Annotated in this window: 27 protein-coding genes; 17 read left to right on the forward strand and 10 right to left on the reverse strand. The window is 67.8% G+C overall.

Annotated features, from left to right (window positions below; translation table 11 throughout):
- Window positions 1-139: 139 nt before the first annotated feature.
- Together E5A74_RS10670 and E5A74_RS10675 are read right to left on the reverse strand one after the other, a co-directional pair.
- Window positions 140-1,267 (reverse strand): site-specific DNA-methyltransferase, encoded by a 1,128-nt coding sequence (locus E5A74_RS10670; RefSeq protein ID WP_135984675.1) that lies wholly within the window; start codon window positions 1,265-1,267, stop codon window positions 140-142.
- A 242-nt stretch (window positions 1,268-1,509) separates the two neighbouring features.
- A complete protein-coding gene (locus tag E5A74_RS10675; RefSeq protein WP_135984677.1) occupies window positions 1,510-2,076 on the reverse strand; it encodes an HNH endonuclease in 567 nt (188 codons plus the stop codon).
- Window positions 2,077-2,175: 99 nt separating this feature from the next.
- Between E5A74_RS10675 and E5A74_RS10680 the strand changes: the two genes are divergently transcribed.
- Together E5A74_RS10680 and E5A74_RS10685 are read left to right on the forward strand one after the other, a co-directional pair.
- On the forward strand, window positions 2,176-3,138 hold the full coding sequence (locus tag E5A74_RS10680; protein WP_135984679.1) for a glutamyl-Q tRNA(Asp) synthetase: 963 nt from the start codon (window positions 2,176-2,178) through the stop codon (window positions 3,136-3,138).
- 9 nt (window positions 3,139-3,147) lie between these two features.
- Complete coding sequence (locus tag E5A74_RS10685) at window positions 3,148-3,378, forward strand: twin transmembrane helix small protein (protein ID WP_135984681.1); 231 nt, start codon at window positions 3,148-3,150, stop codon at window positions 3,376-3,378.
- 118 nt (window positions 3,379-3,496) lie between these two features.
- Here E5A74_RS10685 and E5A74_RS10690 read toward each other — a convergent pair whose 3' ends face one another.
- A complete protein-coding gene (locus E5A74_RS10690; protein WP_135984683.1) occupies window positions 3,497-3,829 on the reverse strand; it encodes a PilZ domain-containing protein in 333 nt (110 codons plus the stop codon).
- 123 nt (window positions 3,830-3,952) lie between these two features.
- Here E5A74_RS10690 and E5A74_RS10695 point away from each other — a divergent pair, with 123 nt between their 5' ends.
- From E5A74_RS10695 to egtD, 3 genes are read left to right on the forward strand one after another with little or no spacing between them, the layout of a single operon-like run.
- The gene (locus tag E5A74_RS10695) at window positions 3,953-4,510 is read left to right on the forward strand and encodes a cob(I)yrinic acid a,c-diamide adenosyltransferase (protein ID WP_135984685.1); all 558 of its coding nucleotides are present in this window, start codon (window positions 3,953-3,955) and stop codon (window positions 4,508-4,510) included.
- Between the two features lie 51 nt (window positions 4,511-4,561).
- A complete protein-coding gene (gene egtB / locus E5A74_RS10700) occupies window positions 4,562-5,827 on the forward strand; it encodes an ergothioneine biosynthesis protein EgtB (RefSeq protein WP_135984688.1) in 1,266 nt (421 codons plus the stop codon).
- Window positions 5,828-5,829: 2 nt separating this feature from the next.
- The gene (egtD, locus tag E5A74_RS10705) at window positions 5,830-6,807 is read left to right on the forward strand and encodes an L-histidine N(alpha)-methyltransferase (protein WP_135984690.1); all 978 of its coding nucleotides are present in this window, start codon (window positions 5,830-5,832) and stop codon (window positions 6,805-6,807) included.
- Here the strand turns inward: egtD and E5A74_RS10710 are convergent.
- The gene (locus E5A74_RS10710) at window positions 6,804-7,814 is read right to left on the reverse strand and encodes a DUF1176 domain-containing protein (RefSeq protein ID WP_135984692.1); all 1,011 of its coding nucleotides are present in this window, start codon (window positions 7,812-7,814) and stop codon (window positions 6,804-6,806) included. The two genes, egtD and E5A74_RS10710, sit on opposite strands and share 4 nt — an antisense overlap.
- Window positions 7,815-7,874: 60 nt before the next feature.
- Here E5A74_RS10710 and E5A74_RS10715 point away from each other — a divergent pair, with 60 nt between their 5' ends.
- Complete coding sequence (locus tag E5A74_RS10715; RefSeq protein ID WP_135984694.1) at window positions 7,875-8,744, forward strand: 3-hydroxyacyl-CoA dehydrogenase NAD-binding domain-containing protein; 870 nt, start codon at window positions 7,875-7,877, stop codon at window positions 8,742-8,744.
- Here the strand turns inward: E5A74_RS10715 and E5A74_RS10720 are convergent.
- Window positions 8,711-9,169 carry a hypothetical protein gene (locus tag E5A74_RS10720; protein WP_135984696.1) on the reverse strand — a complete coding sequence of 153 codons (459 nt, stop codon included), beginning with the start codon at window positions 9,167-9,169 and terminating at the stop codon, window positions 8,711-8,713. The two genes, E5A74_RS10715 and E5A74_RS10720, sit on opposite strands and share 34 nt — an antisense overlap.
- A 5-nt stretch (window positions 9,170-9,174) precedes the next feature.
- A complete protein-coding gene (locus E5A74_RS10725) occupies window positions 9,175-10,473 on the reverse strand; it encodes a NupC/NupG family nucleoside CNT transporter (RefSeq protein ID WP_135984698.1) in 1,299 nt (432 codons plus the stop codon).
- Window positions 10,474-10,603: 130 nt separating this feature from the next.
- Here E5A74_RS10725 and E5A74_RS10730 point away from each other — a divergent pair, with 130 nt between their 5' ends.
- The 7 genes from E5A74_RS10730 to E5A74_RS10760 are packed head-to-tail and all read left to right on the forward strand — an operon-like array spanning window position 10,604 to window position 15,003.
- On the forward strand, window positions 10,604-11,281 hold the full coding sequence (locus E5A74_RS10730) for a queuosine precursor transporter (protein WP_135984700.1): 678 nt from the start codon (window positions 10,604-10,606) through the stop codon (window positions 11,279-11,281).
- Between the two features lie 42 nt (window positions 11,282-11,323).
- Window positions 11,324-12,223 (forward strand): acetylglutamate kinase, encoded by a 900-nt coding sequence (argB, locus tag E5A74_RS10735; protein ID WP_135984702.1) that lies wholly within the window; start codon window positions 11,324-11,326, stop codon window positions 12,221-12,223.
- A 45-nt stretch (window positions 12,224-12,268) separates the two neighbouring features.
- Window positions 12,269-12,571, forward strand: a complete 303-nt coding sequence (locus tag E5A74_RS10740; protein WP_135984704.1) for a YggT family protein — start codon at window positions 12,269-12,271, stop codon at window positions 12,569-12,571.
- A 38-nt stretch (window positions 12,572-12,609) separates the two neighbouring features.
- Window positions 12,610-12,882 carry a DUF167 domain-containing protein gene (locus tag E5A74_RS10745; protein ID WP_276469524.1) on the forward strand — a complete coding sequence of 91 codons (273 nt, stop codon included), beginning with the start codon at window positions 12,610-12,612 and terminating at the stop codon, window positions 12,880-12,882.
- Window positions 12,879-13,754: a bifunctional methylenetetrahydrofolate dehydrogenase/methenyltetrahydrofolate cyclohydrolase FolD gene (gene folD, locus E5A74_RS10750; RefSeq protein ID WP_135984708.1), complete on the forward strand. Its 876-nt coding sequence runs from the start codon at window positions 12,879-12,881 to the stop codon at window positions 13,752-13,754. Before E5A74_RS10745 ends, folD begins: the two co-directional genes overlap by 4 nt.
- Window positions 13,754-14,365 (forward strand): Cif family virulence factor, encoded by a 612-nt coding sequence (locus E5A74_RS10755; protein ID WP_135984710.1) that lies wholly within the window; start codon window positions 13,754-13,756, stop codon window positions 14,363-14,365. Before folD ends, E5A74_RS10755 begins: the two co-directional genes overlap by 1 nt.
- A complete protein-coding gene (locus E5A74_RS10760; RefSeq protein WP_135984712.1) occupies window positions 14,362-15,003 on the forward strand; it encodes a MarC family protein in 642 nt (213 codons plus the stop codon). The genes E5A74_RS10755 and E5A74_RS10760 overlap by 4 nt, the downstream gene beginning before the upstream one ends.
- Here the strand turns inward: E5A74_RS10760 and E5A74_RS10765 are convergent.
- Entirely contained in the window at window positions 14,972-16,786 is a 1,815-nt protein-coding gene (locus tag E5A74_RS10765; protein ID WP_240699779.1) for an AcrB/AcrD/AcrF family protein, read from the reverse strand. The two genes, E5A74_RS10760 and E5A74_RS10765, sit on opposite strands and share 32 nt — an antisense overlap.
- A gap of 163 nt (window positions 16,787-16,949) precedes the next feature.
- Here E5A74_RS10765 and E5A74_RS10770 point away from each other — a divergent pair, with 163 nt between their 5' ends.
- Both E5A74_RS10770 and E5A74_RS10775 read left to right on the forward strand, forming a co-directional pair.
- Window positions 16,950-17,348: a GtrA family protein gene (locus E5A74_RS10770; RefSeq protein ID WP_206365844.1), complete on the forward strand. Its 399-nt coding sequence runs from the start codon at window positions 16,950-16,952 to the stop codon at window positions 17,346-17,348.
- 1 nt (window position 17,349) lies between these two features.
- Complete coding sequence (locus E5A74_RS10775) at window positions 17,350-18,078, forward strand: class I SAM-dependent methyltransferase (RefSeq protein WP_135984714.1); 729 nt, start codon at window positions 17,350-17,352, stop codon at window positions 18,076-18,078.
- A gap of 33 nt (window positions 18,079-18,111) precedes the next feature.
- Here E5A74_RS10775 and E5A74_RS10780 read toward each other — a convergent pair whose 3' ends face one another.
- The gene (locus E5A74_RS10780; RefSeq protein WP_135984716.1) at window positions 18,112-19,137 is read right to left on the reverse strand and encodes a glycosyltransferase family 2 protein; all 1,026 of its coding nucleotides are present in this window, start codon (window positions 19,135-19,137) and stop codon (window positions 18,112-18,114) included.
- 153 nt (window positions 19,138-19,290) lie between these two features.
- On the opposite strand from E5A74_RS10780, the gene E5A74_RS10785 reads away from it, so the two are divergent.
- Together E5A74_RS10785 and E5A74_RS10790 are read left to right on the forward strand one after the other, a co-directional pair.
- Window positions 19,291-21,510 carry a TonB-dependent hemoglobin/transferrin/lactoferrin family receptor gene (locus E5A74_RS10785; protein ID WP_240699762.1) on the forward strand — a complete coding sequence of 740 codons (2,220 nt, stop codon included), beginning with the start codon at window positions 19,291-19,293 and terminating at the stop codon, window positions 21,508-21,510.
- Between the two features lie 11 nt (window positions 21,511-21,521).
- Window positions 21,522-22,490 carry a DUF6607 family protein gene (locus E5A74_RS10790; protein ID WP_135984720.1) on the forward strand — a complete coding sequence of 323 codons (969 nt, stop codon included), beginning with the start codon at window positions 21,522-21,524 and terminating at the stop codon, window positions 22,488-22,490.
- A gap of 150 nt (window positions 22,491-22,640) precedes the next feature.
- Here the strand turns inward: E5A74_RS10790 and E5A74_RS10795 are convergent, their stop codons facing one another.
- On the reverse strand, window positions 22,641-24,728 hold the full coding sequence (locus E5A74_RS10795) for a RelA/SpoT family protein (RefSeq protein WP_135984722.1): 2,088 nt from the start codon (window positions 24,726-24,728) through the stop codon (window positions 22,641-22,643).
- 49 nt (window positions 24,729-24,777) lie between these two features.
- Window positions 24,778-25,092 carry a CC_3452 family protein gene (locus tag E5A74_RS10800; RefSeq protein WP_135984724.1) on the reverse strand — a complete coding sequence of 105 codons (315 nt, stop codon included), beginning with the start codon at window positions 25,090-25,092 and terminating at the stop codon, window positions 24,778-24,780.
- Window positions 25,093-25,097 lie beyond the last annotated feature (5 nt).

The raw sequence follows: 25,097 nt of genomic DNA on the forward strand, positions 1-25,097 counted from the left end.
CTACAAGATCCTCCCCGGAACGGGGAGGGGGACCAGTCGCAGGCTGGTGGAGGGGGCGTGCCGCAAAGGATGTCGCTTGTGGAGAGCCCCCTCCGTCAGCGCTGGGCGCTGCCACCTCCCCGTGCCGGGGAGGATCGAACTAGGGCTGCGTCGCCAGCAGATAAGTCTGGCGCAGCGCGTCGATCGGCTTGAGCGCGCCGCCGTCCTCGTAATGCCACCACGTCCAGCCGTTGCACGACGGCGCGTTCTGCAGCGTCGCGCCCAGCTTGTGGATCGATCCCGCCGCGTCGCCGCATTTGAGCGAGCCGTCGGCGCCGACCACCGCGCGGTGCCGCCGCCTGGCATCGGTGAGCACCGTGCCGGGCGCGAGATAGCCATTCTCGACGAGCTGGCCGAACGCCACGCGCGGTGCCGCCTTGGGCGCCTGCATCGTGGTGAGCGCGCTCTCGTCGAGCGGCAGCGCCGCGTCGATGCGCGCCTGCGCCGCCTCGACATAAACGCCCTCGCGATCGATCCCGATCCAGCGCCGGCCGAGCCGCTTGGCGACCGCGCCGGTGGTGCCGGTGCCGAAGAACGGGTCGAGGATCACATCACCCTTCTTCGTGCTCGCCAGCAGGATCCGGTAGAGCAGTGCCTCGGGCTTCTGGGTCGGGTGGACTTTATGGCCGTCCTTCTTGAGCCGCTCCTGCCCGCCGCAGATCGGGAATTCCCAATCGCTGCGCATCTGCAGCTCGTCGTTGAGCGTCTTCATGCTGCGATAGTTGAAGGTGTAGCGCGCCTTCTCGCCTGTCGACGCCCAGATCAGCGTCTCGTGCGCGTTGGTGAAGCGCGTGCCCTTGAAATTGGGCATCGGATTGGCCTTGCGCCAGATGATGTCGTTGAGGATCCAGAAGCCGAGATCCTGGATCGCCGAGCCCACCTTGAAGATGTTGTGATAGCTGCCGATCACCCAGATCGTGCCGTCATCCTTGAGAATGCGGCGCGCCTCGGTCAGCCATTCGCGGGTGAACTTGTCGTACGCCGCGAGGCTGTCGAACTTGTCCCATGCGTCGGTGACGGCGTCGACATGGCTGCCATCGGGGCGATTGAGGTCGCCGCCGAGCTGCAGATTATAGGGAGGGTCGGCGAAGATGCAGTCGATCGACTTGTCGGGCAGCGCCTTCATGTGCGCGATGCAGTCGCCGCGCAGGATCTGGTCGAGCGGCAGCACCGGCACCGGCTGCGCAGCCGTGCGGCCCCGCACATTTACCTTTTCCAGAACCCCCATTCACTCAACTCCCTTGCCCGGAACGCGCGTATTCGCGGCTGGCGGAGTCCGCCGTCAAGCAAACATTGGTTAACGAGAAAGGCTGCTAAGCCGTTAACGGCCCAGAACATTCCGGCACCCGACCAGATGTTGAGTCAAGAAGTTATCCACAGGCGCAAGCGCTGGTGGGTGTGGCACGAAAGACTCACTTCGCCGGCCGACGAAAAAATCCCGGCGGGACAACGGGCAGGGAAGGAGGGGGTTCAGGCCTCGAGCTCGACGTCCCAGTAGAGCCAGTCGCGCCAGGTCTGGTGGAGATAATGCGGCGGGAAGCGGCGGCCATGTTCCTGCAGCTGCCAGCTCGTCGGCCGGATCGGTTCGATGTGGAGCGGCATGTGCGCCTGCTTCGGGGTGCGCCCGCCCTTGCGCAGGTTGCAGGGGGCGCAGGCCGTGGCGACATTTTCCCAGGTGGTGCGCCCGCCCTGGGCGCGGGGAATGACATGGTCGAAGGTGAGGTCGCGCAGGCTGCCGCAATATTGACAGGAGAATTTGTCGCGGAGGAACAGGTTGAAGCGCGTGAAGGCAGGGAATTGGGACGGTCTGACATATTGTTTGAGCGCGATGACCGAAGGAAGCTTCAGCCTCGCGCTGGGACTTCGGATCTCGCGTTCGTAATAGGAGACGACGTCGACGCGTTCGAGGAACAGCGCCTTGATCGCGGTCTGCCATGGCCACACACTGAGTGGATAATAGCTGAGCGGCGTGTAATCGGCGTTCAGGACAAGCGCGGGGCAACTGTCCGGATGGCGGATCAGATCGGGATGGTACATACGTTCCCTCGCCCCGTTTTGGTTGCCGCACTCCCTGACCGGGAATGGTGACGTGCACATGACAGCATATGCCGCGACTCGCGGTCAAGGGCGGGTTTGATGGTTGTCCACAGCCGATTCGCGCCGAGCCCGACGGGGCGCCTGCACCTCGGCCATGCCTGGTCCGCGCTTCAGGCGCACGATTTCGCCCGCGGGCACGGTGGACGCTTCAGCCTGCGCATCGAGGATATCGACGGCACCCGCAGCCGCACCGGGCATGTCGAGGCGATCTTGCGCGATCTCGAATGGCTCGGGCTGGGCTGGGACGGCGAGGCGACCTTCCAGTCGCAGCGCCTGCACCTCTACGAAGCCGCGCTCGATCGTCTCCGCGCGATGGGCCTGCTCTACCCCTGTTTCTGCACCCGCGCCGACATCGCCGCGAGCCTGTCGGCCCCGCACGGGCCCGAGGGGACTATATATCCGGGGACCTGCCGCGGGCTGGCCGATCCCGATCTCTCCCGCCCCCATAGCTGGCGGCTCGATGTGGAGAAGGCGCTTGAGATCCTCCCCGACACGGGGAGGGGGACCGCCGCCGAAGGCGGTGGTGGAGGGGGCTCGCCCCAAACGGCGTCGCCGGTGGAGAACCCCCTCCACCAGCCTGCGGCTGGTCCCCCTCCCCGTGCCGGGGAGGATCTTTGGTGGCACGACACCCCCGCTGGCTGGATCCGCGCCAACCCGCGCTCGCACGGCGACGTCATCCTCGCCCGCAAGGACGCCCCCGCCAGCTATCACCTCGCGGTCACCGTCGACGACGCCGCGCAGGGCGTCACGCATGTCGTTCGCGGCAAGGACCTGTTCGAGGCGACGCATGTCCATCGCCTGCTCCAGGCGCTGCTCGGCTTGCCGACGCCCGAATATCGCCACCATCCGCTGCTGCTCGGTCCCGACGGCACGCGGCTCGCCAAGCGCCACGGCGCGCCCAGCCTCGAGGCGATGCGCCTCGCCGGCGAGGACGGCCGCGGGTTGGCCGACCGGCTGCGTCAGGGTTTGCTCCCGGTTGGCTTCGCGCCGGCAAAGGCGTAGGACGGCGGAATGACCTTCTTCCTCGCCGCCTTGCTCCTCGCCGCGATGCTCGCGGTGGTCGTCGTGCTCATCAAGGGTCTGATCAACATGGCGCAGACCACCACCCAGGATCTGGAGGGCGAGGGCCCGAGCGATCGGTCGCTGCGCTCGCAGAAGCTCATGCAGCAGCGCATCCTGTTTCAGGGCGTCGCGATCGCGATCATCGCGCTGCTGCTGCTGATCCTCTCCGCCAAGGGCTGACCGCGCTCAACGATAGAGCGCGACGAGGCACCAGACGAAGGCGACGAGCAGCAGGCCGATCAGGACCGCGAGTTCGAGATCGAGCAGGGACGGACGGCGCATCGCATCGCCGCCATGGTCACAGAAATCCGAGATGCGTCACCAGCGACTGGTGGAGCGTGCCCTTGAACTTGAGCCCGACCACGCCCTCGCGCGACCACATCACTGTCGCCGGCATCGGCGCGAGATGGGCGATCGCCACCCAGACCTCGTCGCCCTCGCGCAGACCCCAGGTGAAGATCTTGCAGCCCTCCACCGACACGTCGGCGACCTCGCCCTTGATCCGCCGCACGTCGCCGCTGGCGCGGATCGTCGCGGTGAGCGCCGTCGAGGTACGCGGGTTGGCGCGGCGTTCGGCCAGATCGGACTGGCCCAGCAGCGTCCCATTCGCATTCTGGTCATTCGAGCGCATACGGATTTCCTCCGCTTATATGCTGCGCCCCGCCGGGTTACCGCGCGGTGTGGTTTTAGGCTTACCCGCGCGTAAATCCGCCGGCGCTTTCGCGAAGCGCCGGGCAGGGCTAGGGATCGCTTCATGGTCAAGCTGAACAAGATCTACACGCGCACCGGCGACGACGGCACCACGGGGCTGGTCGACGGCTCGCGCCTGTCCAAGGCCGATCCGCGCATGGCGGCGATCGGCGACGTCGACGAGGCGAACAGCGCGATCGGAGTCGCGCGTGCCGCGCTCGGGCCCGGCACGTTCAGCGAGATGCTCGCCCGCATCCAGAACGATCTGTTCGATCTCGGCGCCGATCTCGCCACCCCGATCGAGATCGAGGGCGCGCTGCGCATCGTGCCCGGTCAGATCGAATGGCTCGAGGCGCGGATCGATCACCTCAACGCCGCGCTCGATCCGCTGACCAGCTTCATCCTCCCCGCCGGCGAGCCTGCCGCGGCGGCGCTGCATCTCGCCCGTGCGATCGTGCGCCGCGCCGAGCGCACCGCGGTGGCCGCCGCCGCGACGGTCGCGCTGCGTGCCGAGGCGATCGCCTACCTAAACCGCCTCTCCGATCTGCTCTTCGTCGCCGCGCGGGCAATGAACCGCAACGGGGCGGGAGACGTTCTATGGGTGCCGGGCGCATCGCGCTGACCGGCTCGTTTCGGGTTGACGCTATAGCGGCGACGGCGTAGGGGGAACATTATGAGAACGGAGCGCGACGTACTTTCGGCTTCCTCCGCACTCGCGTCGCGCTTTGCCGCGGTCCGGGCGCTCAGCGCCGATCTTGTCGCCCCGCTGTCGGACGCCGATGCGACGATCCAGTCGATGGACGATGCGTCGCCGGCAAAATGGCACCTCGCGCACACGACCTGGTTCTTCGAGACCTTCCTCCTGCGCGATCATGTGGCCGGCTATCGCCTGTTCGACTCGCGCTGGCCGTTCCTGTTCAACAGCTATTACGAGGCCGAGGGGCAGCGCCACGCCCGCCCGCGCCGCGGCATGTTGTCGCGCCCGTCGCTCGCGGAGATCCTGCGCTATCGCGAGGCGGTCGACGCCGCGCTGCTCGCGGCGCTGCCCGATCTGTCCCCGGCGGCGCAGGCGCTGGTCGAGCTGGGATGTCATCACGAGCAGCAGCATCAGGAGCTGCTGCTCACCGACATCCTCCATCACTTCTCCATAAATCCTTTGGAATCAGCTATTTGGTCCGGATCCCCCAAAGTGCCGGTCGCGGTGCCCGGCCCGATCCAATGGCTCGACGGCGTGACCGGTCCCGCCGACATCGGCTCCGCGACAACTTCGCAACCTTTCGCCTTCGACTGCGAAGGCCCCCGCCACACCCAGTTGCTCCATCCCCATGCCCTCGCCGACCGCACGGTGACCAATGGCGAATGGGCGGCCTTCATCGCCGATGGCGGCTATCGCGACTCCCGCCACTGGCTTTCCGATGGCTGGGCATGGGTGCAGGCGAACGCCGTCGCGGCGCCGCTCTATTGGGAGCAGCGCGACGGGGTCTGGACGCGCTTCGGGCTCGATGGCCGCCGCCCGGTCGATCCCGCTGCGCCGGTCACCCATGTCAGCTTCTTCGAGGCCGACGCCTATGCGAGCTGGGCCGGTGCGCGGTTGCCCACCGAGTTCGAGTGGGAAGCCGCGGCCGCGCGGCATGACCCGAACGGCGGCAACCAGCTCGACCGCGCCGGCGCGGTCGAGCCGCGCCCCTCGCCGGGCGGCCCGGCCTTTTTCGGCGACGTCTGGGAATGGACCGGCAGCGCCTATCGCCCCTATCCGGGCTTCCGCGCCGCCGAGGGCGCGGTCGGCGAATATAATGGCAAGTTCATGAGCGGGCAGTTCGTGCTGCGCGGCGGCAGCTGCGCGACGCCGCGCGGTCACGTCCGGGCGAGCTACCGCAATTTCTTCTATCCGCACCAGCGCTGGCAGTTCACCGGCGTGCGTCTGGCCAGGGATCTGTAACGATGCTCAAGCAAGAGATGGTGGACGGCGAGCGCGGGCTCGCCGATCCCAATTTTCGCGCGGACGTGCTCAACGGCCTCGCCGCCACGCCGCGCGCGATCCCGGCGCGCTGGTTCTATGATCGCCGCGGCTCCGAACTGTTCGAGGCGATCACCGATCTGCCCGAATATTACCCGACGCGCACCGAGACCGCGCTGTTGATGCAGGTCGGGCCACAGCTCGGCGCGCTCGCCGCGCCCAACGCGGCGATCGTCGAGTTCGGCTCGGGCTCGTCGACCAAGACGCCGATTCTGCTGCGCGCGATCGATCCCGCCGCCTATGTGCCGATCGACATCTCGGGCGAGTTCCTGCGCCACTCGGCGGCGGCGCTGTCACAGGCCTTTCCCGGGCTGCCGGTTCATCCGGTCGAGGCCGATTTCCTCCGCCCGGTGCCGCTGCCGACGCAGGTCGCCGGGCTGCCCAAGCTCGGCTTCTTCCCCGGCTCGACGATCGGCAACATGAACGCCTTCCACGCCGTCAATCTGCTCCGCGCGATGCGCGAATGGCTGGGCGAAGGCGCGCGGCTGCTGATCGGGATGGACCGGGTCAAATCGCCCGACATCCTGATCCCCGCCTATGACGACGCGCAGGGCGTCACCGCCGCGTTCAACCGCAATCTGCTCGAGCGGATCAACCGCGAGCTCGCCGGGACGATCCCGGTCGACGCCTTCCGGCATCGTGCGATCTGGAACGCCGGCGCCGCCCGGATCGAGATGCATCTCGAAGCGCAGCGCGACGTCGCGTTCACCGTCGAGGACCGCCCCTTCGCCATCGCCGCGGGCGAGACGATCCACACCGAGAACAGCCACAAATACGGTCCCAATGGCGGCCGGATGCTGCTCCGTGCGGGTGGCTGGACCCCGATCCGCGAATGGACCGATCCGCAGGACTGGTTCGCGCTGGCGCTGTGCGAGGCGCAGCCGCTGCGGATGGCGCCCTAGCGCGCGACCGGCTCGGCCTTCCAGATGCGCAGCCAATTGGCCGAGCCGCGGCATTCGCCCATCGCCCGCGCCTCGACGAGGCGGAACATCGCGCCGTCCCACACATAGCCTTCCGAGCTGCCGCAATCGCCGATCCCGCGGCCCTTGGTATAGCTCGAAAGCTCGGCCTTGGCCGCGTCCCAGTCGGCATTGACCAGCGTCGCGATGCCTTCGCTCTGGGTCCAGCCCGGCACATGGTCGAAGCGTGCGACCACCGCCTTGCCGCGCTCGACGATGAAGGGCACGGTCGAGAAATTATACGCGCCGCTGCCGCACGGGATCAGCGCCAGCGTCTTGCCGCCGCCGAGCGCATGGGTCTCGACCTTGGGCTTCTCGCCCTCGCCCCCCTCGTAGACCGAATCGCAATCGGATTGCTTGCCCATCGCCGTGCGCAGCGCCGCTGGAATGGCATCGGGCTTGCCCGAAGGGCGGACGAACTGGACGCGCGGCACAGGCGGAGCGCCGGGCACCGCGGCGGCCGATCCCGGGCCCTTGGCGACGAAGGCGCTCCGCGCGCCGGCGCGTCCCTGGCTGGCATCGAAATAGCGCAGGCTTGCTGAAATCCCCTTGAGCGAGGCTTGGCTCAGCACCTTGCCGTCGCCCGCGCGGGTCGTCATCGCCTGTCCCTTCAGCATCGCGTCGATCAGTTCCGCCGCCGCGGCACCCTGCAGGACGATGCTCGGCCCGGTCACCGAACCGTTCGCCACCGGCTTGCCGTCGACTTCGATCCGCCAGGCGCCGCGATATTCGGCGTTGGGCGTGATCTCGAGCGACACGTCGCCCGCCGGGCCGCCCTCGCGCGTGATCGACACCTGCGGCGGATCGCCGGACAGATCCTCGCCGGGCATCAGCGAGGTCGCCTCGCAAAAGCGGATATTGTCGCAGGCGACGGCCCAATCGCCATATGCCTTGACGTCGGAGGGCGCCGGTGCGGCCTGTGCCGCGGCGAGAAGCGCGAGGATCAGCATGGCGACGGTCTAGCCGAAGCGTTTCCGTGGCGGTAGGTGGCGCGCAAGAGGAGACGGACGATGCAGACAGTGGGCGTGATCGGTGCGGGACAGATGGGCGCGGGCATCGCGCAGGTCGCGGCGCAGGCGGGGTATCGTGTTCTGCTCTCCGATATGGATCGCGCGCGTGCCGAAGCGGGCAAGGCCGGCATCGGCAAGCAGCTCGCGCGCGCCGTCGAAAAGGAGAAGATCGCCCCCGCCGACGCCGAGGCGGCGCTCGCCCGGATCGAGCCGGTGGGCGATGTCTCGGCGATGGCACCGTGCGCGCTCGTGATCGAGGCCGCGACCGAGCGCGAGGAGATCAAGCGCGCGATCTTCCAGAATGTCGGCAAGGTGCTCGCGCCGGACGCGATCCTTGCCAGCAACACCTCGTCGATCCCCATCACCCGGCTAGCGCAGGCGGCGCCGGACCCCGCCCGCTTCATGGGCGTTCATTTCTTCAACCCGGTGCCGGTGATGGGGCTGATCGAGCTGATCCGCGGCCTCGCCACCTCGGACGCCACCGTCGCCGCGGTCGAGAAGTTCGGCCAGTCGCTGAACAAGCGCATTGTTCACGCCAACGACGCGCCCGGCTTCATCGTCAATCGCGTGCTGATGCCGATGCTCAACGAGGCATGCTTCGCGCTCGGCGAGGGCGTCGCGACGATTCCCGATATCGACGCCGCCTGCCAGCTCGGGCTCAATCATCCGATGGGGCCGTTCACGCTTGCCGACTTCATCGGGCTCGATACCTGCCTCGAGATCACCCGCGTCCTGTTCGAAGGCACCGGCGACCCCAAGTTCCGTCCCGCGCCGCTGCTGGTCAAATATGTCGAAGCCGGCTGGTACGGCCGCAAGACGAAGCGCGGCTTCTACGATTATTCGGGCGCGGAGCCGGTGCCGACCCGCTGAAGCCGGGCGCGGTCGCCGGGGCTCGCCACGATCCATTTGTCGGCGATCATCCGATCGACCCATTTCCGCTCTATGAAGTCGAGCTTCGGGGCGCCGCTGAAGCCGATCACGCCGGACATGCCCTTGTTGATCTGCGGCACGGTGACGCCGGCGCAGGGCATCGGCGCGGTCCATGCGATCGCGAGGATCGCGCCCGGCTTCAGCTTGCCCTTGTAGACGTGGAGTACCTTGAATCGCGCGCCGCCACGCGTGCCGGCACCGCGGATCACCCTGCCGTAGACGATCTCGCTGGACTGGCGGAACAGGCTCTCCGCGATCACCGCGTCGCCTGGCGGCGCAATCCGTGGCACGCCGGTCACCGGCGGCGAGCAGGCATCCGCCGGGGTGGCCGCGAACGTCGCCGAGGCGATCAGTATCGCGGCCATCCGGCTCACTGCAGCAGCAGCCCCGCCAGCGCCGCCGACATCAAATTGGCGAGGCTGCCCGCGATCAGCGCCTTGATGCCCAGCCTCGCGATCATCGGGCGCTGATTCGGAGCGAGGCTCCCGGTCGCCGCCATCTGGATCGCGATCGAGCTGAAATTGGCGAAACCGCACAGCGCGAAGGTGATGATCGCCACGGTGCGCGGAGCGAGATCCTTCATCTGGCCGAGATCGATGAACGCGACAAACTCGTTGAGCACGACCTTGGTGCCGAACAGCCCGCCCGCCGCCACCGCCTCGTGCCACGAGATGCCGAGCAGGAACATCACCGGCGCGAAGATCGTGCCGATGATCTTCTGGAAGCTCAGCCCGGCGAACCACTGCGCCCAGGCGGCGTGTCCGGAAAGTTCGTAGATCCAGTTGCCGAGCCCGCCGAGCAGTCCGTTGGCGAGCGCAACCAGCGCGACGAAGGCGAGCACCATCGCGCCCACCGCCACGGCGATCTTGACGCCGGTCGAGGCGCCGGTCGCCGCGGCCATGATCAGGTTCGCGGCGCGTTCCTCCTCGATGTCGTGCTCGGCGATCTTGATCGCTTCGTCCTCGGGATCGTCGCCGAGCGGCAGCTCGCCCTTCGCCGGTGCGAGATCGTCGGGCATGATGATCTTGGCCATCAGCAGCCCGCCCGGCGCCGCCATGAACGAGGCGGCGAGCAGATAGGGCAGCGATGCGGGGCCGAGCAGGCTGGCATAGGCGGCGAGGATCGTGCCCGCGACACCGGCCATGCCGACAGTCATCACCGCGAACAGCTGCGAGGGCGTGAGCCGGGCGAGATAGGGGCGGATCACCAGCGGCGATTCGCTCTGGCCGACGAAGATGTTCGCCGCCGCGCACAGCGATTCGACCTTGCTGGTGCCCACCACCTTCTCGATCGCGCCGCCGATCCAGCGGATGACGAACTGCATCACGCCGAGATGGTAGAGGATCGACACGAGGGCGGCGAAGAAGATGATCACCGGCAGCGCGGCGATCGCGAAGCTCTGGCCGCCCAGCTCAGGTTTGGCGAGGGGCCCGAATAGAAAGGCGGTGCCTTCGCCGGCATAGCCGAGCAGCGCCGAGACGCCGTTCGAAAGCGCGTGCAGCGCCGTCTGTCCCCAGTCGGTACGCAGCACGAGAAACGCGACGCCGGCCTGCAACGCGAACGCCGCGCCGACGACGCGCAGACGGATCGCGCGGCGGTTGCTCGAAAGCAGCCACGCGATCGCGAGGATCGCGATGATGCCGAAAATGCCGATCGGAAACTGATTCATGCCGCTTGCGCGCCCCCAGGCCGGCTCGATATTTGGCCAGCAAAACCGGGACCATACACGCTGCGCGCGCGCAGGCCAGAGGGCAGCGCAGCATCTTTCGCAGCCGCTTCTTTCCCGCTAGCGTCCGCCGATGGAAATCCGGCCCAGCATCACGCGCTCGCTCTTCTTTCTCTCGATCTTCTACGGCGGCATGGTCTGTATCGCCGGTGTGCTCGGCAACAAGCAGGTGTCGCTCGGGCCGATCTCGCAGATCGGCACCTGGGTCGGCGTCGGGCCGCTCGCGGTCGAGGCCGGGATCTTCGCCTTCCTGCTGCTCGTCGCGGTGTCGAGCGCGGTCGCCGAGCTGCACGGACCGGACACCGCGCGGCGGATGGTGCTGATCGGCTTCGTGCCGCTGATCCTGTCGGTCGCGCTCACCGAGCTCGTTCTGAGCCTGCCCGCATCGCCGAGCATGGATCCGGCGCGGCGCGATGCCTTCACGCTGATGATGGGCTCGACCTGGCGCATCTGGCTGGGCGGGATCGTCGCCTATGGCATCTCGCAGATACTCAACGTCACGATCTTCAGCGCGCTGAAGAGCGGCGGCGGCAGGCTGCTCTGGTTGCGCGCCGCGATCGCCAGCGTGCTGAGCCAGATCGTCGATACGCTGATCTTCGCCACCATCGCCTTTTACGGCGTCTTCCCGATCGGCGAGCTGCTCGTCGGCCAGATGCTCGCCAAGGTGGTGCTCAGCGTCGTGCTGGTGCCCTTGCTGATCTATTTCTTCGTCGGGCTCGGCCGCTTCCTCGATGGGCGCCGCAGCCTCTAAGACGGGCTTGGGCTCGCGCGCGCTTTGCCCTAAGGGCGCGCGATGACCGATCACGCACCCGATCCCGCGCTGCTCGCCAAGGCCGAGACCCTCACCGAAGCGCTGCCCTATCTGAAGCGCTACGCCGGCGCGACCTTCGTCGTGAAATATGGCGGCCACGCGATGGGCGATCCCGAGCTGGCGCGCGATTTCGCCGAGGACGTGGTGCTGCTCCAGGCGGTCGGCATCAATCCGATCGTCGTGCACGGCGGCGGCCCGCAGATCGGCGCGATGCTCAAGCGGCTGGGAGTCGAATCGCAGTTCGTCGGCGGGCTGCGCGTCACCGATGCGGAGACTGCGCGGATCGCCGAGATGGTCCTCGCCGGATCGATCAACAAGGAAATCGTCGGCTGGATCGGCCAGGCCGGCGGCAAGGCCGTCGGCATCTCGGGCAAGGATGCCGCGCTGGTCACCGCCGAGAAGGTCGCCGGCCGCGATGCCGATCCGCTGCAGGGGATCGAGCGCCACGTCGATCTGGGCTTTGTCGGCGAGCCGGTGGCAGTCGATCCCTCGATCCTGCGCTCGCTCGCGGCGCAGGGCTTCATCCCCGTGGTCGCACCGATCGCGCTCGGCACCGACGGCCATACCTACAACATCAACGCCGACACGATGGCCGGGGCGATCGCCGGGGCCTGCGGGGCCAAGCGCTTCTTCCTGCTCACCGATGTCGCCGGCGTGCTCGACAAGTCGGGCGATCTGATGACCGATCTCGATCCCGCCGGGATCGCCGCGCTCAAGGCCGACGGCACGATTTCGGGCGGCATGATCCCGAAAGTGGACACCTGCGTCGCCGCGGTCGAGGCCGGGGTCGATGCCGCGGTCATCCTCGACGGGCGCGTGCCGCACGCGATGCTGCTCGAGATCTTCACGCGGCGCGGCGCGGGCACGCTGGTCCACGCCTGAAGCGCGCGCTATCACCATCCAAACCAATCGCTCCGGAGAACGGGTTTGATCCTGATCCTCGACATCCTGCAGATCGTCCTCACCGTCATCTGGTGGATCATCATCGTCCAGGCCATTTTGTCGTGGCTGCTCGCGTTCAACGTGATCAACACGCACAACGAATATGTCGGCGCAGTCTGGCGCGCGCTGCAGCGGATGACCGATCCGATCTACCGCCCCATCCGGCGCGTGCTGCCCGATTTCGGCGGGCTCGATCTCTCGCCGATGGTGGTGCTCGTGATCCTGTGGATCATCCAGCGCGCGGTGATCCCGGCGCTCTACCGCGCCGCCTTCGGTCTGCCGATCTGAGCCGGGCCGGCGCAGCCTGGACGCTGCGCCCCGACGGGATCGAGATCGCCGTGCGGGTTACGCCGCGCGCATCGCGCGATCGCCTCGCCGCCGGCTCCGACGCGCATTTCGCCGCGTGGCTGGCGGCGGCGCCCGTCGATGGCGCAGCCAATGCCGCGCTCGTCGCGCTGATCGCCACGGTCTTCGATGTCCCGAAGCGCGCGGTGACGTTGCGCGCCGGCGAGGCCGCGCGGCTGAAGCGGCTCGCCATCGCCGGCGACCCGGATGCGCTGGCGAAGATCGCCGCCAGCCTTTATGGACGCGAGCCATGAGCGCAGCATTGATCGACGGCAAGGCATTCGCGGCGGGGCTTCGTGCCCGGGTGGCGGAACGGGTTCCGGCATTCCGCGAGGCGGCGGGCAGGGCGCCCGGGCTGGCGGTGGTGCTGGTCGGCGAGGATCCGGCCTCGGCGGTCTATGTCCGCTCCAAGGGCAAGGCGACGCGCGAGGCCGGTATGGAGAGCTTCGAGCATCGCCCCGGCGCCGATGTCAGCCAGGCCGATCTGCTCGCGCTGGTCGATCGGCTCAACGGCGATCCGGCGGTGGACGGGATCCTCGTCCAGCTGCCGCTTCCGGCGCATCTCGACGCCGACGAAGTGCTGCTGCGCATCGATCCCGACAAGGATGTCGACGGCTTCCATCCGGTCAATGCCGGCCGGCTGGCCACCGGGCTGCCCGGCTTCGTGCCGTGCACCCCGCTCGGCTGCCTGATGCTGCTCGAGGACCGGCTCGGCGATCTCTCCGGGCTCGACGCGGTGGTGATCGGCCGCTCGAACATCGTCGGCAAGCCGATGGCGGCGTTGCTCACCGCGAAGAGCTGCACGGTGACGGTCGCGCATTCGCGCACGAAGAATCTGCCGCACTATCTCCAGCATGCCGATATCGTCGTCGCGGCGGTCGGCCGCGCGCATTTCGTCAAGGGCGAGTGGCTCAAGCCCGGCGCATGCGTGATCGATGTCGGGATCAACCGCACCGAGACGGGCCTCACCGGCGATGTCGATTTCGACAGCGCCGCGAGCGTGGCGGGCGCGATCACCCCGGTGCCCGGCGGGGTCGGTCCGATGACGATCGCCGTGCTGTTGCGTAACACATTGGTGGCGGCGCACCGCCGCGAGGGAGTCCCGCTCGACGAAGGGGAGATCTGATGCTGGCCCTGCTGCTGTTCGCCATCGTTCCCGAGACGACCGCGATCGACGCCGAGCGCGCCTTTGATCGCATGGCGCAGCAGAAAGGGCAGTGGACCGCCTTCCGGGCGTTCGCGACGCACGACGCGGTGATGTTCGTGCCGCATCAGGTCAATGCGCAAGCATGGCTCAAGGACCGGCCAGATCCGCCGCGGCCAGTGCGCTGGTGGCCGCTCGAAAGCTATGTCTCGTGCGACGGCAGCGTCGCAGTGAACACCGGCGGATGGACGCGGCCGAACGGATCGGTCGGCTATTTCACTACTTTATGGGTCCGCCAGGCCGATGGTGCGTGGAAATGGACGATGGATCATGGCGACAGGCTCGCCCGTCCGCGCCCCGCCGCCCCGCCGAAGCTGCGCCGCGCCGCCTGTGGAACGAAAGCGCCGGAGATCGCATTCGACACCTGTCGCGGGCGTGAGTCGCAATGCCGCGCCGAGCAGTCCCGCGATCGATCGCTCACCTGGCATTGGCGCGCCGCGGCCGATGGCGCGCGTCATTTCGACGCCCGGCTCTGGAACGGCCGGTCCTTCGAGACCGTCATCGACGACAATGTAGCCGCGGAGCCGCAATGATCGAACTCTTCCTCTCGTCCTTCGTCACCTTCTTCGTGGTGATCGATCCGCCCGGCTGCGCGCCGATCTTCGCCGGCCTCACCGCCGGCGCGAGCGCGGTGCATCGCCGCGCGATGGCGATCCGCGCGGTGCTGGTCGCCTCGGCGATCCTGTTCGGCTTCGCGCTGTTCGGCGAGGCGCTGCTGCGCGCGCTGGGCATCAGCCTCAACGCCTTTCGCATCGCCGGCGGGATCATGCTGTTCCTGATCGCGCTCGAGATGGTGTTCGAGAAGCGCACCGAGCGCCGCGAGGACCGGGCGGAAAAGGTCCGCGCCGACGAAGTCGCCGACATCTCGACCTTCCCGATGGCGATGCCGATGATCGCGGGTCCCGGATCGATCGCCTCGGTGATGCTGCTGATGTCGCAGAACAACGGCATCGAGCGCTCGGCGGTGGTGCTCGCCGCGATGGCGTCGATCCTCGTGCTGACACTGGTCGCGCTGCTGATCGCCGGTCCGATCATGCGCGTCGTCGGCGCCAAGATCGAGGCGGTGGTCTCGCGGCTGCTCGGGGTGCTGCTCGCCGCGCTGGCGGCGCAGTTCGTGATCGACGGGATCCGCGCGAGCTTCAGCGCCGGGGCGGCGCTTTCGGGGCATTGATCCTTGCGGAGCTGACCGGCTCGGGCACGTCGGGCAGGTCGTAGCGGATCCGCCACAGCCGGAACGGCGATTTCTCGGGCAGCGCCACCGGCTCGAGCCAGTTGGGCACCTGGCCGCGATGGAGCTGGCCGTAAAAGCCGTTGGGGTTGCGCGCGCGATAGACCGTGGTCTCGGCCATGTCGGGGCAAATCAGCAGATATTGCGCCTTGTGCCGCGCCGCGATCGGACGGAAGCCGCGCGCCGGACCGCTGAACGCGTGGTGCACCGCGAGGATCGCGTCGCCGTTGCGGTGATAGGGGCCCGCCACGCCATAGTGATGGGTGATCGTGATCAGCCGCGGCCCCATGTCGACATGCGTGAACATTATCGCCCTGGGAAGCATGTCGAGCGGGCGCAGCGAGGTGATGCGCGCGCACGCGGCATTTGCCTGCGCCACCTTGTCGGGGATGCTCTTGCCGGCCTTGCCGGTCTTGCCCGCATCCGAGGGCAGATAAGGCAGGAGCAGGCCGGCGAAGAGCCCCGAGACGATCAGGAAGGCGAGCGCCGATCCGAACACGCGGACCAGCATCGATTTCTGGCGCAGGAACCACGGGATGATCAGCCAGGCGAGTGCGGTCGCGCCCGGCACGCTCAGCATCTGCGCCGCCGGGCCGGCGCGGATCTGCCAGAGCAGCATCGCCGCGGCGAAGGCGGTGAACAATGCGATCGCCGCCCATGCCACCGCCGCCTCGCTGCGCCGCGCGCGCCATGTCCCGACCAGCGCGCCGAGGATGCCGATCACCGGCAGCACGGCGATCGGGAAGCCGGTCTTGAACGGGTGTTCGTAGATCGGCTTGGCCTCGCGGACGCGGTTGAGCCAAGTCTGGGCGAGCTCGTCCGAAACCTGTTCGGGCCGGCCGAGGCACTGCGGGAAGAGCAGCGCGAAGCCCGTGACGATCACCGCGCCGGCAAGCGCGGCGAGCGCCAGCCGTACCCAGCGATTGGCGGGGTTGAGCAACGACAGCCCGAACAGCAAGGTGCCGGCGGCGACCATCACGCTCAGCCACACCGGCGTCAGCGCGTCGCAGCGCAGCACCTGGTTGGCATTCGAGGCGAACAGCGCGAAGCCGAGCGCGGTGCCGCCCGCGAGGCTCAGCCCATAGACCTGCATGCGCCGGACATCGCCCGCGTCCCACACCCAGCGCAATGCGATGATCGCGCCGGCCATCGCGCAATAGGGCAGCATCTCGAGCCCGATCGTCAGCGACAGCGCGCTCGACAGCCCGACGGTGGCGCCGCCGCGCGCGCGCCGGGTGTCGGCGAGCCCCGCCACGGTCAGCGCGAGGCAGGCGAGCTGCCAGCCATGATGATCGATGCGCAGCGGCGCATACATCAGCATCGTCGAGGTGCAGCCCATCAGGATGATCAGCGCGAGCAGCCAGGCCTGCGGCGCCACCAGCCGGCGGACGGTCAGGCAGAGCCCGGTCATGGTCAGCGTCAGCGGGAGCAGCGGCGCGAGCCCGCATGCCCATCTCTCCGCCGCGGCGACGCCGATAAAGGGTTTGAGCAACAGGATCAGCGCGGCGATCGGCAAGTCGACGATCCGCGACCAATGGATGTCGAACCCGCCCATCGCCGGATCGAGCCGGTACTGGCGCAGATCGTACCAGCCTTGTCCCGCCAGCCAGGCGCGGACCTGCATCAGCCGCATATTGTCGTCGGTATCGGTGAGCATCAGCCATTGGATGTTGCCCTGCCGCTGCCACAGATACCAGGCGACCACGCCCAGCCAGAAGAGCAGCATGCCCGCCCGCCAGCGCCGGTCCAGTTCCTCTTCCAGGCGCAGACCGCCAATACCGCTCAGCTTCAAAATCGCTTCCCTCGTTCCGCGCTCCGCATTAGGGCGGCGCCCTGCGCGAGGGCAAGCTAGACTAGTGACCGCAATCTTCCAGCGACTGGAATCCGTGATGGCGAGCGGCGTGCTCGGCCAGCTGATCCGCTTCGGCATCGCCGGGGGGATCTCGACCGTGATCTATTCGGCGGTCTATCTGCCGCTCGCCTATTTCGTGCTGCCCAAGAACATGGCGGTGCTCGCGGTGCCGCCGGCGTTCCTTGTCGCAGTGGTCTGCGGCTTCTTCCTGCACAGCTATTGGAGCTTCAAGGGGCACGGCACGCGCGATTCGAGCGGCCGCCAGCACCTCAAATTCTTCGTAGTCCAGGGCTTCGGGCTGCTGCTCAACGCGCTGTTCACCTGGGTGATCACCGGTCCGCTCTTGCACGGCCCGCAATGGCTGCCGCTGCTCCCGATCGTGCTGATAACACCGCTCGCGACTTTCGCGCTCAACCGCCAATGGGTATTCGGCTGAAATGGACCGCATTGTTTACGAGCGCATGGCCGCACACGACACCACCCATTGGTGGTACCGCGCGCGCCGCGACATCCTCGCCGATTATCTCAGGCGCTGGGGCGATCTTCCCAAGGATGCGCGCATCCTCGAGATCGGCTGCGGCACCGGGCACAACCTGCCGATGCTCGCGCAGTTCGGCGAGATCGACGCGATCGAGATCGACGAGACCGCGCGCGCCAAGGCGAGCGAGCGGCTCGGCAAGCCGGTCGGCACCGCGCCGCTGCCCGAGCTGGTCGGCGTCGCGCCCGGCAGCTACGATCTTGTCGCGGTGCTCGACGTGATCGAGCATGTCGAGGACGATGTCGCCGCGCTCGAGGCGATCGCCACGGCGCTCAAGCCCGGCGGCAAGATCCTGATCACCGTGCCGGCGCACCAATGGATGTGGAGCGCGCACGACGTGGTCAACCATCACAAGCGCCGCTATTCGAAAGCAGGTTTCGAGGCGCTGCTCGCGAACGCCGGGCTGCAGGGCAAGAAGCTCGGCTATTTCAATTCGCTGCTCTTCCCGGTCGCGGTCGCGGCGCGCTTCGCCGGCAAGCTGATGGGCAAGGACGATAGCGACGATTCGCCCCCGCCCAAGCCGCTCAACACCCTGTTCGAGGGCGTCTTCCGGCTCGAGCGCCACATGGTCGGCCGGATGCCGCTGCCGCCCGGTCTCTCGCTGATCACGCTGGCTTCGAAGAAGTAAAATCCTCCCCTGCGCAGGCGAGGGTGGATCGGGCTATTGCCCCGTTTCGCTGCGCACGGTCTGGGGGGAGACGCTGACCTCGCCTGAATCCTCGAAGCGATAGCCGAGCGAGGCGTGGCCGCGTACCGGCCCGGCGACATCGGCGACGAGATAGAGCGGGCGCCGCTTCGACTCGACATAGAGTCGCCCGAGATATTCGCCGATCATCCCCAGCACGAACATCTGCACCGCGCCGAGCACGACGACGACGAGCATCAGCGAGGTCCAGCCGGGGATCGCCGCGCCGAACAGCCAGCCGATCAGGATGTAGAGCACGAGCAGCGCCGAGGCGCCGGTGAGCAGCAGCCCGACATGGCTGGCGAAGCGCAGCGGCGCGGTCGAGAAGCCGGTGATCGCATCGAGCGCGAAGCGGATCATCTTGCCGAGCGGATATTTGCTCTCGCCAGCATGGCGCTCGTGCCGATCATAAGGGAAGGGCACTTGCTTGAAGCCCACCCAGGCGACCATCCCGCGGATGAAGCGCGCTTGCTCGGGAAGCGACAGGAACGCGTCGAGCGCGCGCCGCGTCATCAGCCGGAAGTCGCCGGTGTCGAGCGGGATCGGCGTGTCGGTGATCCGATCGAGCATGCGGTAGAAGAACGCCGCGGTGAGCTTCTTGAAGATCGTCTCGCCGTCGCGCTTGCGCCGCACCGCATAGACCACGTCGGCGCCCTGGCTCTTCATCGCCGCGCGCATGTCGGTCAGCAGCTCGGGCGGATCCTGCAGATCGGCGTCGATGATCAATATCTCCTCGCCGCTGCACAGGTCGAGCCCCGCGGTGAGCGCGAGCTGATGGCCGTGGTTGCGCGAGAGGTTGATCGCGACGAGGCGCGGATCGGCTTCGGACAGGCGCTGCATCACCTTCCAGCTCGCGTCGCGCGAGCCGTCGTTGATCAGCACGATCTCGTAATCCTCGCCCACCGCCGCATGGGCGGCCGCGGAGATGCGTCCGTGCAAGAGCTCGAGGCACGCCTCTTCATTGTAGCAGGGGACGACGACGGAAAGCTTGGGCCTCTTCATGACCGGCCGCTGTAGCGGCGTGCGGCGGCGGCGTCACATGAAAATCCGCGGGCCCCTCCGCGCTGCCGCCTATTCGTTACGGGATTGACCCACGCGGTCAACGCTCCTACCGGGAAGCTAATGCGAGTCAGTCGCAGTAGCGAAAGGGGCATGATGAAGCGGTGGGTGGCAACGGGGATCAGCCTTTGGGCATGCGCGCTGGCGGCGCCGGCGCTCGCACAGGGCACACGGGGTGCAGCGGCTGAGGTCGAGGAGGCGACGGAGCAGGACCAGGGCCAGGTCACGGTCACCGCGACGCGCCAGCCGATCGCCACGGTCGACGCGCCGGCTACGGTCACGGTGATCGACGAACGGCGCATCGCCGACGAGCTGGTGACCGACATCAAGGATCTCGTCCGCTATGAACCCGGCATCACCGTGCCGCGCGGGCCCGCGCGCTTCGGTGCGGCGCTCGGCGCCACCGGCCGCGCCGGCAATGAAGGCTTCAACATCCGCGGCATCGGCGGCAATCGCGTGCTGATCCAGGTCGACGGCATCCGCGCGCCCGACGGCTTCGCCTTCGGCGCGCAGGCGGCAGGGCGGGGCGATTATGTCGATGTCGGGCTGGTCAAGTCGGTCGAGATCCTGCGCGGCCCGGCCTCTGCGCTCTACGGCAGCGACGGGCTGGCGGGCGCGGTGAGCTTCATCACCAGCGATCCTGCCGATTTCCTCGACGGCGGCAAATCGATCGGCGGCCTCGCGCGGGCCGGCTGGAGCTCGGCCGACAACGAGTTCGCCGAGACCGCGATCCTCGCAGGGCGCAGCGGTGATTGGTCGGCGATGGCCGCTTATACCCGCCGCGACTGGTCCGAGCTCGACAATATGGGGACCGTCGGCGGCACCGGCGCGCTGCGCACCGAGCCCAATCCGCAGGACGGCCAATCGAACGCGGTGCTCGGCCGCATCGTCTATGCGCCGGGCAATCACAAGATCCGCCTGACCGGCGAATATCTCGACACCTTGGTCACCACCGATGTGCTGAGCGGGCTCAGCTCCACGGTCGAGCTGCTCCACGGCCGCGACACCGGCCAGCGCAAACGCCTGTCGGCCGACTGGACGTGGCAGGGCACCGGCGCGATCAACTATGCGCGTGTCGCCGCCTGGTGGCAGGATGCCGAGGATCGCCAGTTCACCGACGAGGATCGCACCCCCGCCGCCGATCGCGAGCGGCTCAACACGTTCGAGAACCGCGTCTATGGCGCGGCGGCCGAGCTTCGCGGCGGCGTCGGCGCGGTACGGATCGTCGCGGGGGGCGATATCAGCTTCACCCACCAGCAGGGGCTGCGCGACGGTGTCGTCCCGCCGGCGGGCGAGGTCTTCCCGACCCGCGCCTTCCCCGAGACCGATTTCATGCTCGCCGGCCTGTTCGTCGCGGGCGAGCTCAAGCTCGGGCCGCTGACGCTCTACCCGGCGCTGCGCTACGATGCCTATGATCTCGATCCCGAGGACGATCCGCTGCTGCCGACCTTCACGGGCGCGGCGCAGCACGGATCGCGGGTGTCGCCCAAGCTCGGCGCGGTCCTGCGGCTGCCCGCAGATTTCCGGCTGTTCGCCAATTATGCCGAGGGCTTCAAGGCGCCGTCGCCGAGCCAGGTGAACAATTTCTTCGAGAACCCGCCGGTCGGCTATGTCAGCATCCCCAATCCCGATCTGCGCCCCGAGACGAGCCGCAGCTTCGAGGGCGGGCTGCGCTATGCCGGCACCTTCGCGTCGCTCGAACTCACCGGCTTCCATTCGGAATATGACAATTTCATCGAGCAGGTGGAGACCACCGGGCGACCGTTCCCGATGCCGGGCAATCCGTGGATCTATCAATGGGTCAACCTGACCGGCGCGGAGGTGAGCGGCTTCGAGGCGCGCGGCTCGGTCCGGCCGGCGCCCGGCGTCAGCGCGACGCTGGCGCTCGCCTATGCCGATGGCGCGGCGATTTCGGGCGCGGGCGTGAAGACCCCGCTCCAGTCGATCGATCCATTCCGCGCGGCGCTCGGGCTCGGTTATGACGGCCAGCGTTTTGGCGGGCGGATCGTCGCCACCTATGGCGGGCAAAAGGAAAACAGTGAGACGCGCGGCGCGTCGTGCTTCCCGCTGCCGACCACGGCCGCGCCCGATCCGGTGCCGGCCTGCTTCACGGGGAACGAATATCTGGCGCTCGACATCACCGCATGGTGGCGGGTGCTGCCGGGGGTGACCTTGCGCGCCGGCGTGTTCAACCTCACCGATCAGAAATACTGGCAATGGGCCGATATTCGCGGCCTTGCCACCAGCTCGCCGATCAAGGACGCCTATAGCCAGCCGGGCCGCAACGGCAGCATCTCGCTCAGCGTCCGCTTCTGAGGAGGGACAGGATGAACCATCTTCGCTTCGTTGCCGCGCTCGCGCTCGTCGCCGCGCCGCTTCCCGCCTTCGCGCAAGCCGCGCCCATCGCGGCGCCGGCTTCCGCATTCGATGCCGATCGCGCCGACATTCTCGGCATGGCCGGCAACTACAAGGTCAGGTTCGACATGCAGGAGGCGACGTCGTGGCGCGCCGACTATACGCCGATCCCGGTCAAGGTCTCGGGCGGGTTCGAGGCGGTGCGCGTGATCGAGGACAGCGGTCGCGTCATCCGGCTCCAGCACCTGCTCGTCGTCGATGCCGGCGGCAAGCCGATGGTGATCAAGCATTGGCGGCAGGACTGGGAGTACGAACCTGCCCGCGTGCTCACCTATGCCGGCCCCGATGCCTGGACATGGGCCGCGCTCTCGCCCGAGCAACGCAAGGGCGTCTGGTCGCAGACCGTCTATCAGGTCGACGACAGCCCACGCTATGGCGGCTGGGGCAAATGGCAGACGGTCGGCGGCGTGCGCCGCTGGCAGTCGGGCGAGAGCTGGCGCCCGCTCGCGCGCCGCGATGCGATCCGCGGACCGGTCTATGATCGCTATCTCGGGATCAACCGCCACGCGCTGGCACCCGCCGGCTGGATCCATTGGCAGGACAATCTGAAGATCGGCGAGGTGAGCGGCAAGCTCAGCCCGATCGTCCAGGAATATGTCCTCAACAGCTACACGAAGAACGACGGTTTCGAGATCAAGGCCGCCGAGGGCTATTGGGCGGCGACCAAGGGCTATTGGGCGGCGATCCGCGCCGAATGGGATCGCATCGCGGCAGCCAAGGGCGGGATCCGCATCACCGAGGAAGCCGATCACGGCACCGTGATCAGCGGCCGCGTGCTCGAGATCGCCGACGAACTCCAGGCGGGCAAGATCAAGGAAGCCGACGCGATCCGCACCGCAAAGGCACTGATGGATCAGGCGACCAGGGCCGCGGGCGGCTGACGCCAGTTCCTCCCCCGCGCAGCGGGGAGGGGGACCAGCGAAGCTGGTGGAGGGGGCATTTCCGCGGGCGATGCGTTCGCGGCGAGGCCCCCTCCGTCATGCTGCGCATGCCACCTCCCCCGCTGACGCGAGGGAGGAAAAGAATCGCCGCTAAACCCGTTCGGCCGAATTCACCACATCCGCCGCGCGCAGCGCCGCGAGCAGCTTCATCAGATGCCCCGCATTGCGGACCTCGAGGTCGATCGTGTTGGTGTGGAAGGTCGTGTCGCGATTATCCATGCGCAGGCCGAGGATATTGGCCTTTTGCGCGCCGATCAGCGTCGCCACCGCGCCGAGCGCGCCGGGCTCGTTCTTGAGCGTCACCGCGATCCGGGCGATCCCGGTCTCGGCCTTGTCGCCCCACGTCAGATCGACCCAATCCTCTTCGTCGGTGTCGATCAGGCCGGCGCAATCGATGCGATGCACCTCGATCGGCTCGCCGGGGCGGCGCACCCCGACGATGCGATCGCCGGGCACCGGGCGGCAATCCTCGGCGAAATGGACCGCGACGCCGGGCGTCAGCCCCTTGATGTCGATCGCCCGCGCCTGGCTCGGCAGCTCGTGCTCGGTGCCGTCGCTCGACCCCGGCATCACCGCTTCCATCACCTGCGCATCGTTGAGCTTGCGCCGCGCGATCGCCTCCATCAGCGCGGCCTCGTCGGCGAGCTTCAGTCGCTTGAGCGCGTCCTTGAGCGCGCTCTCGCCGGTCGGCGCGGGCAGTCGCGCGATGATCTCGTCATAGAGCTTGCGCCCGAGCTTGACCGTCTCGTCGCGCTCCTTGTGGCGGATGTGCCGCCGGATCGCCGCGCGGGCCTTGCCGGTGATCGCGAAGTTGAGCCAATTGGCCTGCGGCTCCTGCGCCTTGGAGCGCAGGATCGCGACCTGATCGCCCTGCTCGATCTCGGTCCGGAGCGGCACGACCTTGCCGTTGATCTTCGCGCCGACCGACTGGTCGCCGAGATCGGTGTGCACCGCATAGGCGAAGTCGATCGGCGTCGCGCCCTTGGGGAGCTGGATCAGCTCGCCCTTGGGCGTGAAGGCGAAGATCCGGTCCTGGTACATCGCCATCCGGGTATGCTCGAGCAGCTCCTCGGGGCTTTCGGCATGCTCGAGGATCTCGATCAGGTCACGGATCCAGCTGACCTGCGTGTCGGGGCGCACCGAATCCTGCTTGTACGCCCAGTGCGCGGCGAGCCCGAACTCGGCCTGGGCGTGCATGTCGCGGGTGCGGATCTGGATCTCCACGCGGGTATCGCCGGCGTGCATGATCGTGGTGTGGAGCGAGCGATAGCCGTTGCGCTTGGGCGTCGAGATATAGTCCTTGAACCGCCCCGGCACCATCGGCCAGCGGCGGTGGATCACGCCGAGCGCGCGATAGCATTCCTCCTCGGTCTCGACGATCGCGCGAAAGGCCATGATGTCGCTGAGCTGCTCGAGCGACACGTGCCGCTCGGACATCTTCTTCCAGATCGAATAAGGATGCTTCTCGCGCCCCGACAGCTCGGCATCGACGCCGCCGCGCGCGAGCAGCAGCTTGAGCCCCGAGGCGATCTTGGCGATCCGGTCCTCGCCCTCGACCGAGAGGCTGTCGAGCCGCTTGCTGATGCTCTCATAGGCCTCGGGCTCGAGCTCCTTGAAGGCGAGCGTCTGCATCTCCTTCATGAACTCGTACATGCCGATCCGCTCGGCGAGCGGGGCATAGATGTCCATCGTCTCGCGCGCGATGCGCTTGCGCTTGTCCGGATTCTTGATGTGGTGGAGCGTGCGCATGTTGTGCAGCCGGTCGGCGAGCTTGACCAGCAGCACCCGGATGTCGTCGCTCATCGCGAGCAGGAATTTCCGGAGATTCTCGGCTGCGCGCTCGCTCTCGGTCTGCGCCTCGATCTTGGAGAGCTTGGTCACCCCGTCGACCATCCGCGCGACATTGTCGCCGAACAGCCGCTGAATCTCCTCGGGGGTGGCGACGGTGTCCTCGATCGTGTCGTGGAGGATCGCGGTGGCGATCGTCTCGTCGTCGAGATGCAGATCAGTGAGGATGCCCGCCACTTCGATCGGGTGGCTGAAATAGGGGTCGCCCGAAGCGCGCTTCTGGGTGCCGTGCGCGTTGACCGAGAACACATAGGCGCGGTTGAGCAGCGCCTCGTCGGCTTCGGGGTCGTAGGACAGGACCCGGTCTACAAGTTCATATTGACGCAGCACGGGACCTAGATGGCGTCCCGTGCTGCGGCAATGCAACGTATTTGTTGTTTTAGTGCGCCTTGGCGTTGCACTTGGCGAGCGCGTCGGCGTCGAATTCGGCGCCGTTGGCGCGGAAGGCCGAAAGCTGGCCGACTTCACGGGCAACCAGCTCGCACACGATGTTGTCGCGGGCATTGGCCTTCGAGGCGACGCACACGCCTTCGCCGCACTTCCAGATCGTCGAGCGCGTCACGAGGCTGGCCTTCTCGGGCGAAGTCACCGGAGTTGCGGCATAATAACCGCGCGCAGTCTGCGCGAAGCCGGCCGTGGGCGTGAGCGCCAGCGTTGCCGCGGCAGCTGCCGCGACGGCAAGATAACGGGTCATTTCGT

The organism is Sphingomonas naasensis, assembly GCF_004792695.1.
Taxonomy (GTDB): Bacteria; Pseudomonadota; Alphaproteobacteria; order Sphingomonadales; family Sphingomonadaceae; genus Sphingomonas; species Sphingomonas naasensis.

Bases quoted from the DNA above. Each gene is read 5' to 3' on its own strand.
- E5A74_RS10670 (WP_135984675.1), bottom strand. From the start codon at position 1,267: ATGGGGGTTCTGGAAAAGGTAAATGTGCGGGGCCGCACGGCTGCGCAG.
- egtD (WP_135984690.1), top strand. From the start codon at position 5,830: ATGCTCAAGCAAGAGATGGTGGACGGCGAGCGCGGGCTCGCCGATCCC.
- E5A74_RS10785 (WP_240699762.1), top strand. From the start codon at position 19,291: ATGAAGCGGTGGGTGGCAACGGGGATCAGCCTTTGGGCATGCGCGCTG.
- E5A74_RS10775 (WP_135984714.1), top strand. From the start codon at position 17,350: ATGGACCGCATTGTTTACGAGCGCATGGCCGCACACGACACCACCCAT.
- E5A74_RS10680 (WP_135984679.1), top strand. From the start codon at position 2,176: ATGGTTGTCCACAGCCGATTCGCGCCGAGCCCGACGGGGCGCCTGCAC.
- E5A74_RS10770 (WP_206365844.1), top strand. From the start codon at position 16,950: ATGGCGAGCGGCGTGCTCGGCCAGCTGATCCGCTTCGGCATCGCCGGG.
- E5A74_RS10695 (WP_135984685.1), top strand. From the start codon at position 3,953: ATGGTCAAGCTGAACAAGATCTACACGCGCACCGGCGACGACGGCACC.
- folD (WP_135984708.1), top strand. From the start codon at position 12,879: ATGAGCGCAGCATTGATCGACGGCAAGGCATTCGCGGCGGGGCTTCGT.
- egtB (WP_135984688.1), top strand. From the start codon at position 4,562: ATGAGAACGGAGCGCGACGTACTTTCGGCTTCCTCCGCACTCGCGTCG.
- E5A74_RS10690 (WP_135984683.1), bottom strand. From the start codon at position 3,829: ATGCGCTCGAATGACCAGAATGCGAATGGGACGCTGCTGGGCCAGTCC.
- E5A74_RS10760 (WP_135984712.1), top strand. From the start codon at position 14,362: ATGATCGAACTCTTCCTCTCGTCCTTCGTCACCTTCTTCGTGGTGATC.
- E5A74_RS10710 (WP_135984692.1), bottom strand. From the start codon at position 7,814: ATGCTGATCCTCGCGCTTCTCGCCGCGGCACAGGCCGCACCGGCGCCC.
- E5A74_RS10720 (WP_135984696.1), bottom strand. From the start codon at position 9,169: ATGGCCGCGATACTGATCGCCTCGGCGACGTTCGCGGCCACCCCGGCG.
- E5A74_RS10730 (WP_135984700.1), top strand. From the start codon at position 10,604: ATGGAAATCCGGCCCAGCATCACGCGCTCGCTCTTCTTTCTCTCGATC.
- E5A74_RS10765 (WP_240699779.1), bottom strand. From the start codon at position 16,786: ATGCTGCTCTTCTGGCTGGGCGTGGTCGCCTGGTATCTGTGGCAGCGG.
- E5A74_RS10780 (WP_135984716.1), bottom strand. From the start codon at position 19,137: ATGAAGAGGCCCAAGCTTTCCGTCGTCGTCCCCTGCTACAATGAAGAG.
- E5A74_RS10800 (WP_135984724.1), bottom strand. From the start codon at position 25,092: ATGACCCGTTATCTTGCCGTCGCGGCAGCTGCCGCGGCAACGCTGGCG.
- E5A74_RS10755 (WP_135984710.1), top strand. From the start codon at position 13,754: ATGCTGGCCCTGCTGCTGTTCGCCATCGTTCCCGAGACGACCGCGATC.
- E5A74_RS10790 (WP_135984720.1), top strand. From the start codon at position 21,522: ATGAACCATCTTCGCTTCGTTGCCGCGCTCGCGCTCGTCGCCGCGCCG.
- argB (WP_135984702.1), top strand. From the start codon at position 11,324: ATGACCGATCACGCACCCGATCCCGCGCTGCTCGCCAAGGCCGAGACC.
- E5A74_RS10725 (WP_135984698.1), bottom strand. From the start codon at position 10,473: ATGAATCAGTTTCCGATCGGCATTTTCGGCATCATCGCGATCCTCGCG.
- E5A74_RS10715 (WP_135984694.1), top strand. From the start codon at position 7,875: ATGCAGACAGTGGGCGTGATCGGTGCGGGACAGATGGGCGCGGGCATC.
- E5A74_RS10685 (WP_135984681.1), top strand. From the start codon at position 3,148: ATGACCTTCTTCCTCGCCGCCTTGCTCCTCGCCGCGATGCTCGCGGTG.
- E5A74_RS10675 (WP_135984677.1), bottom strand. From the start codon at position 2,076: ATGTACCATCCCGATCTGATCCGCCATCCGGACAGTTGCCCCGCGCTT.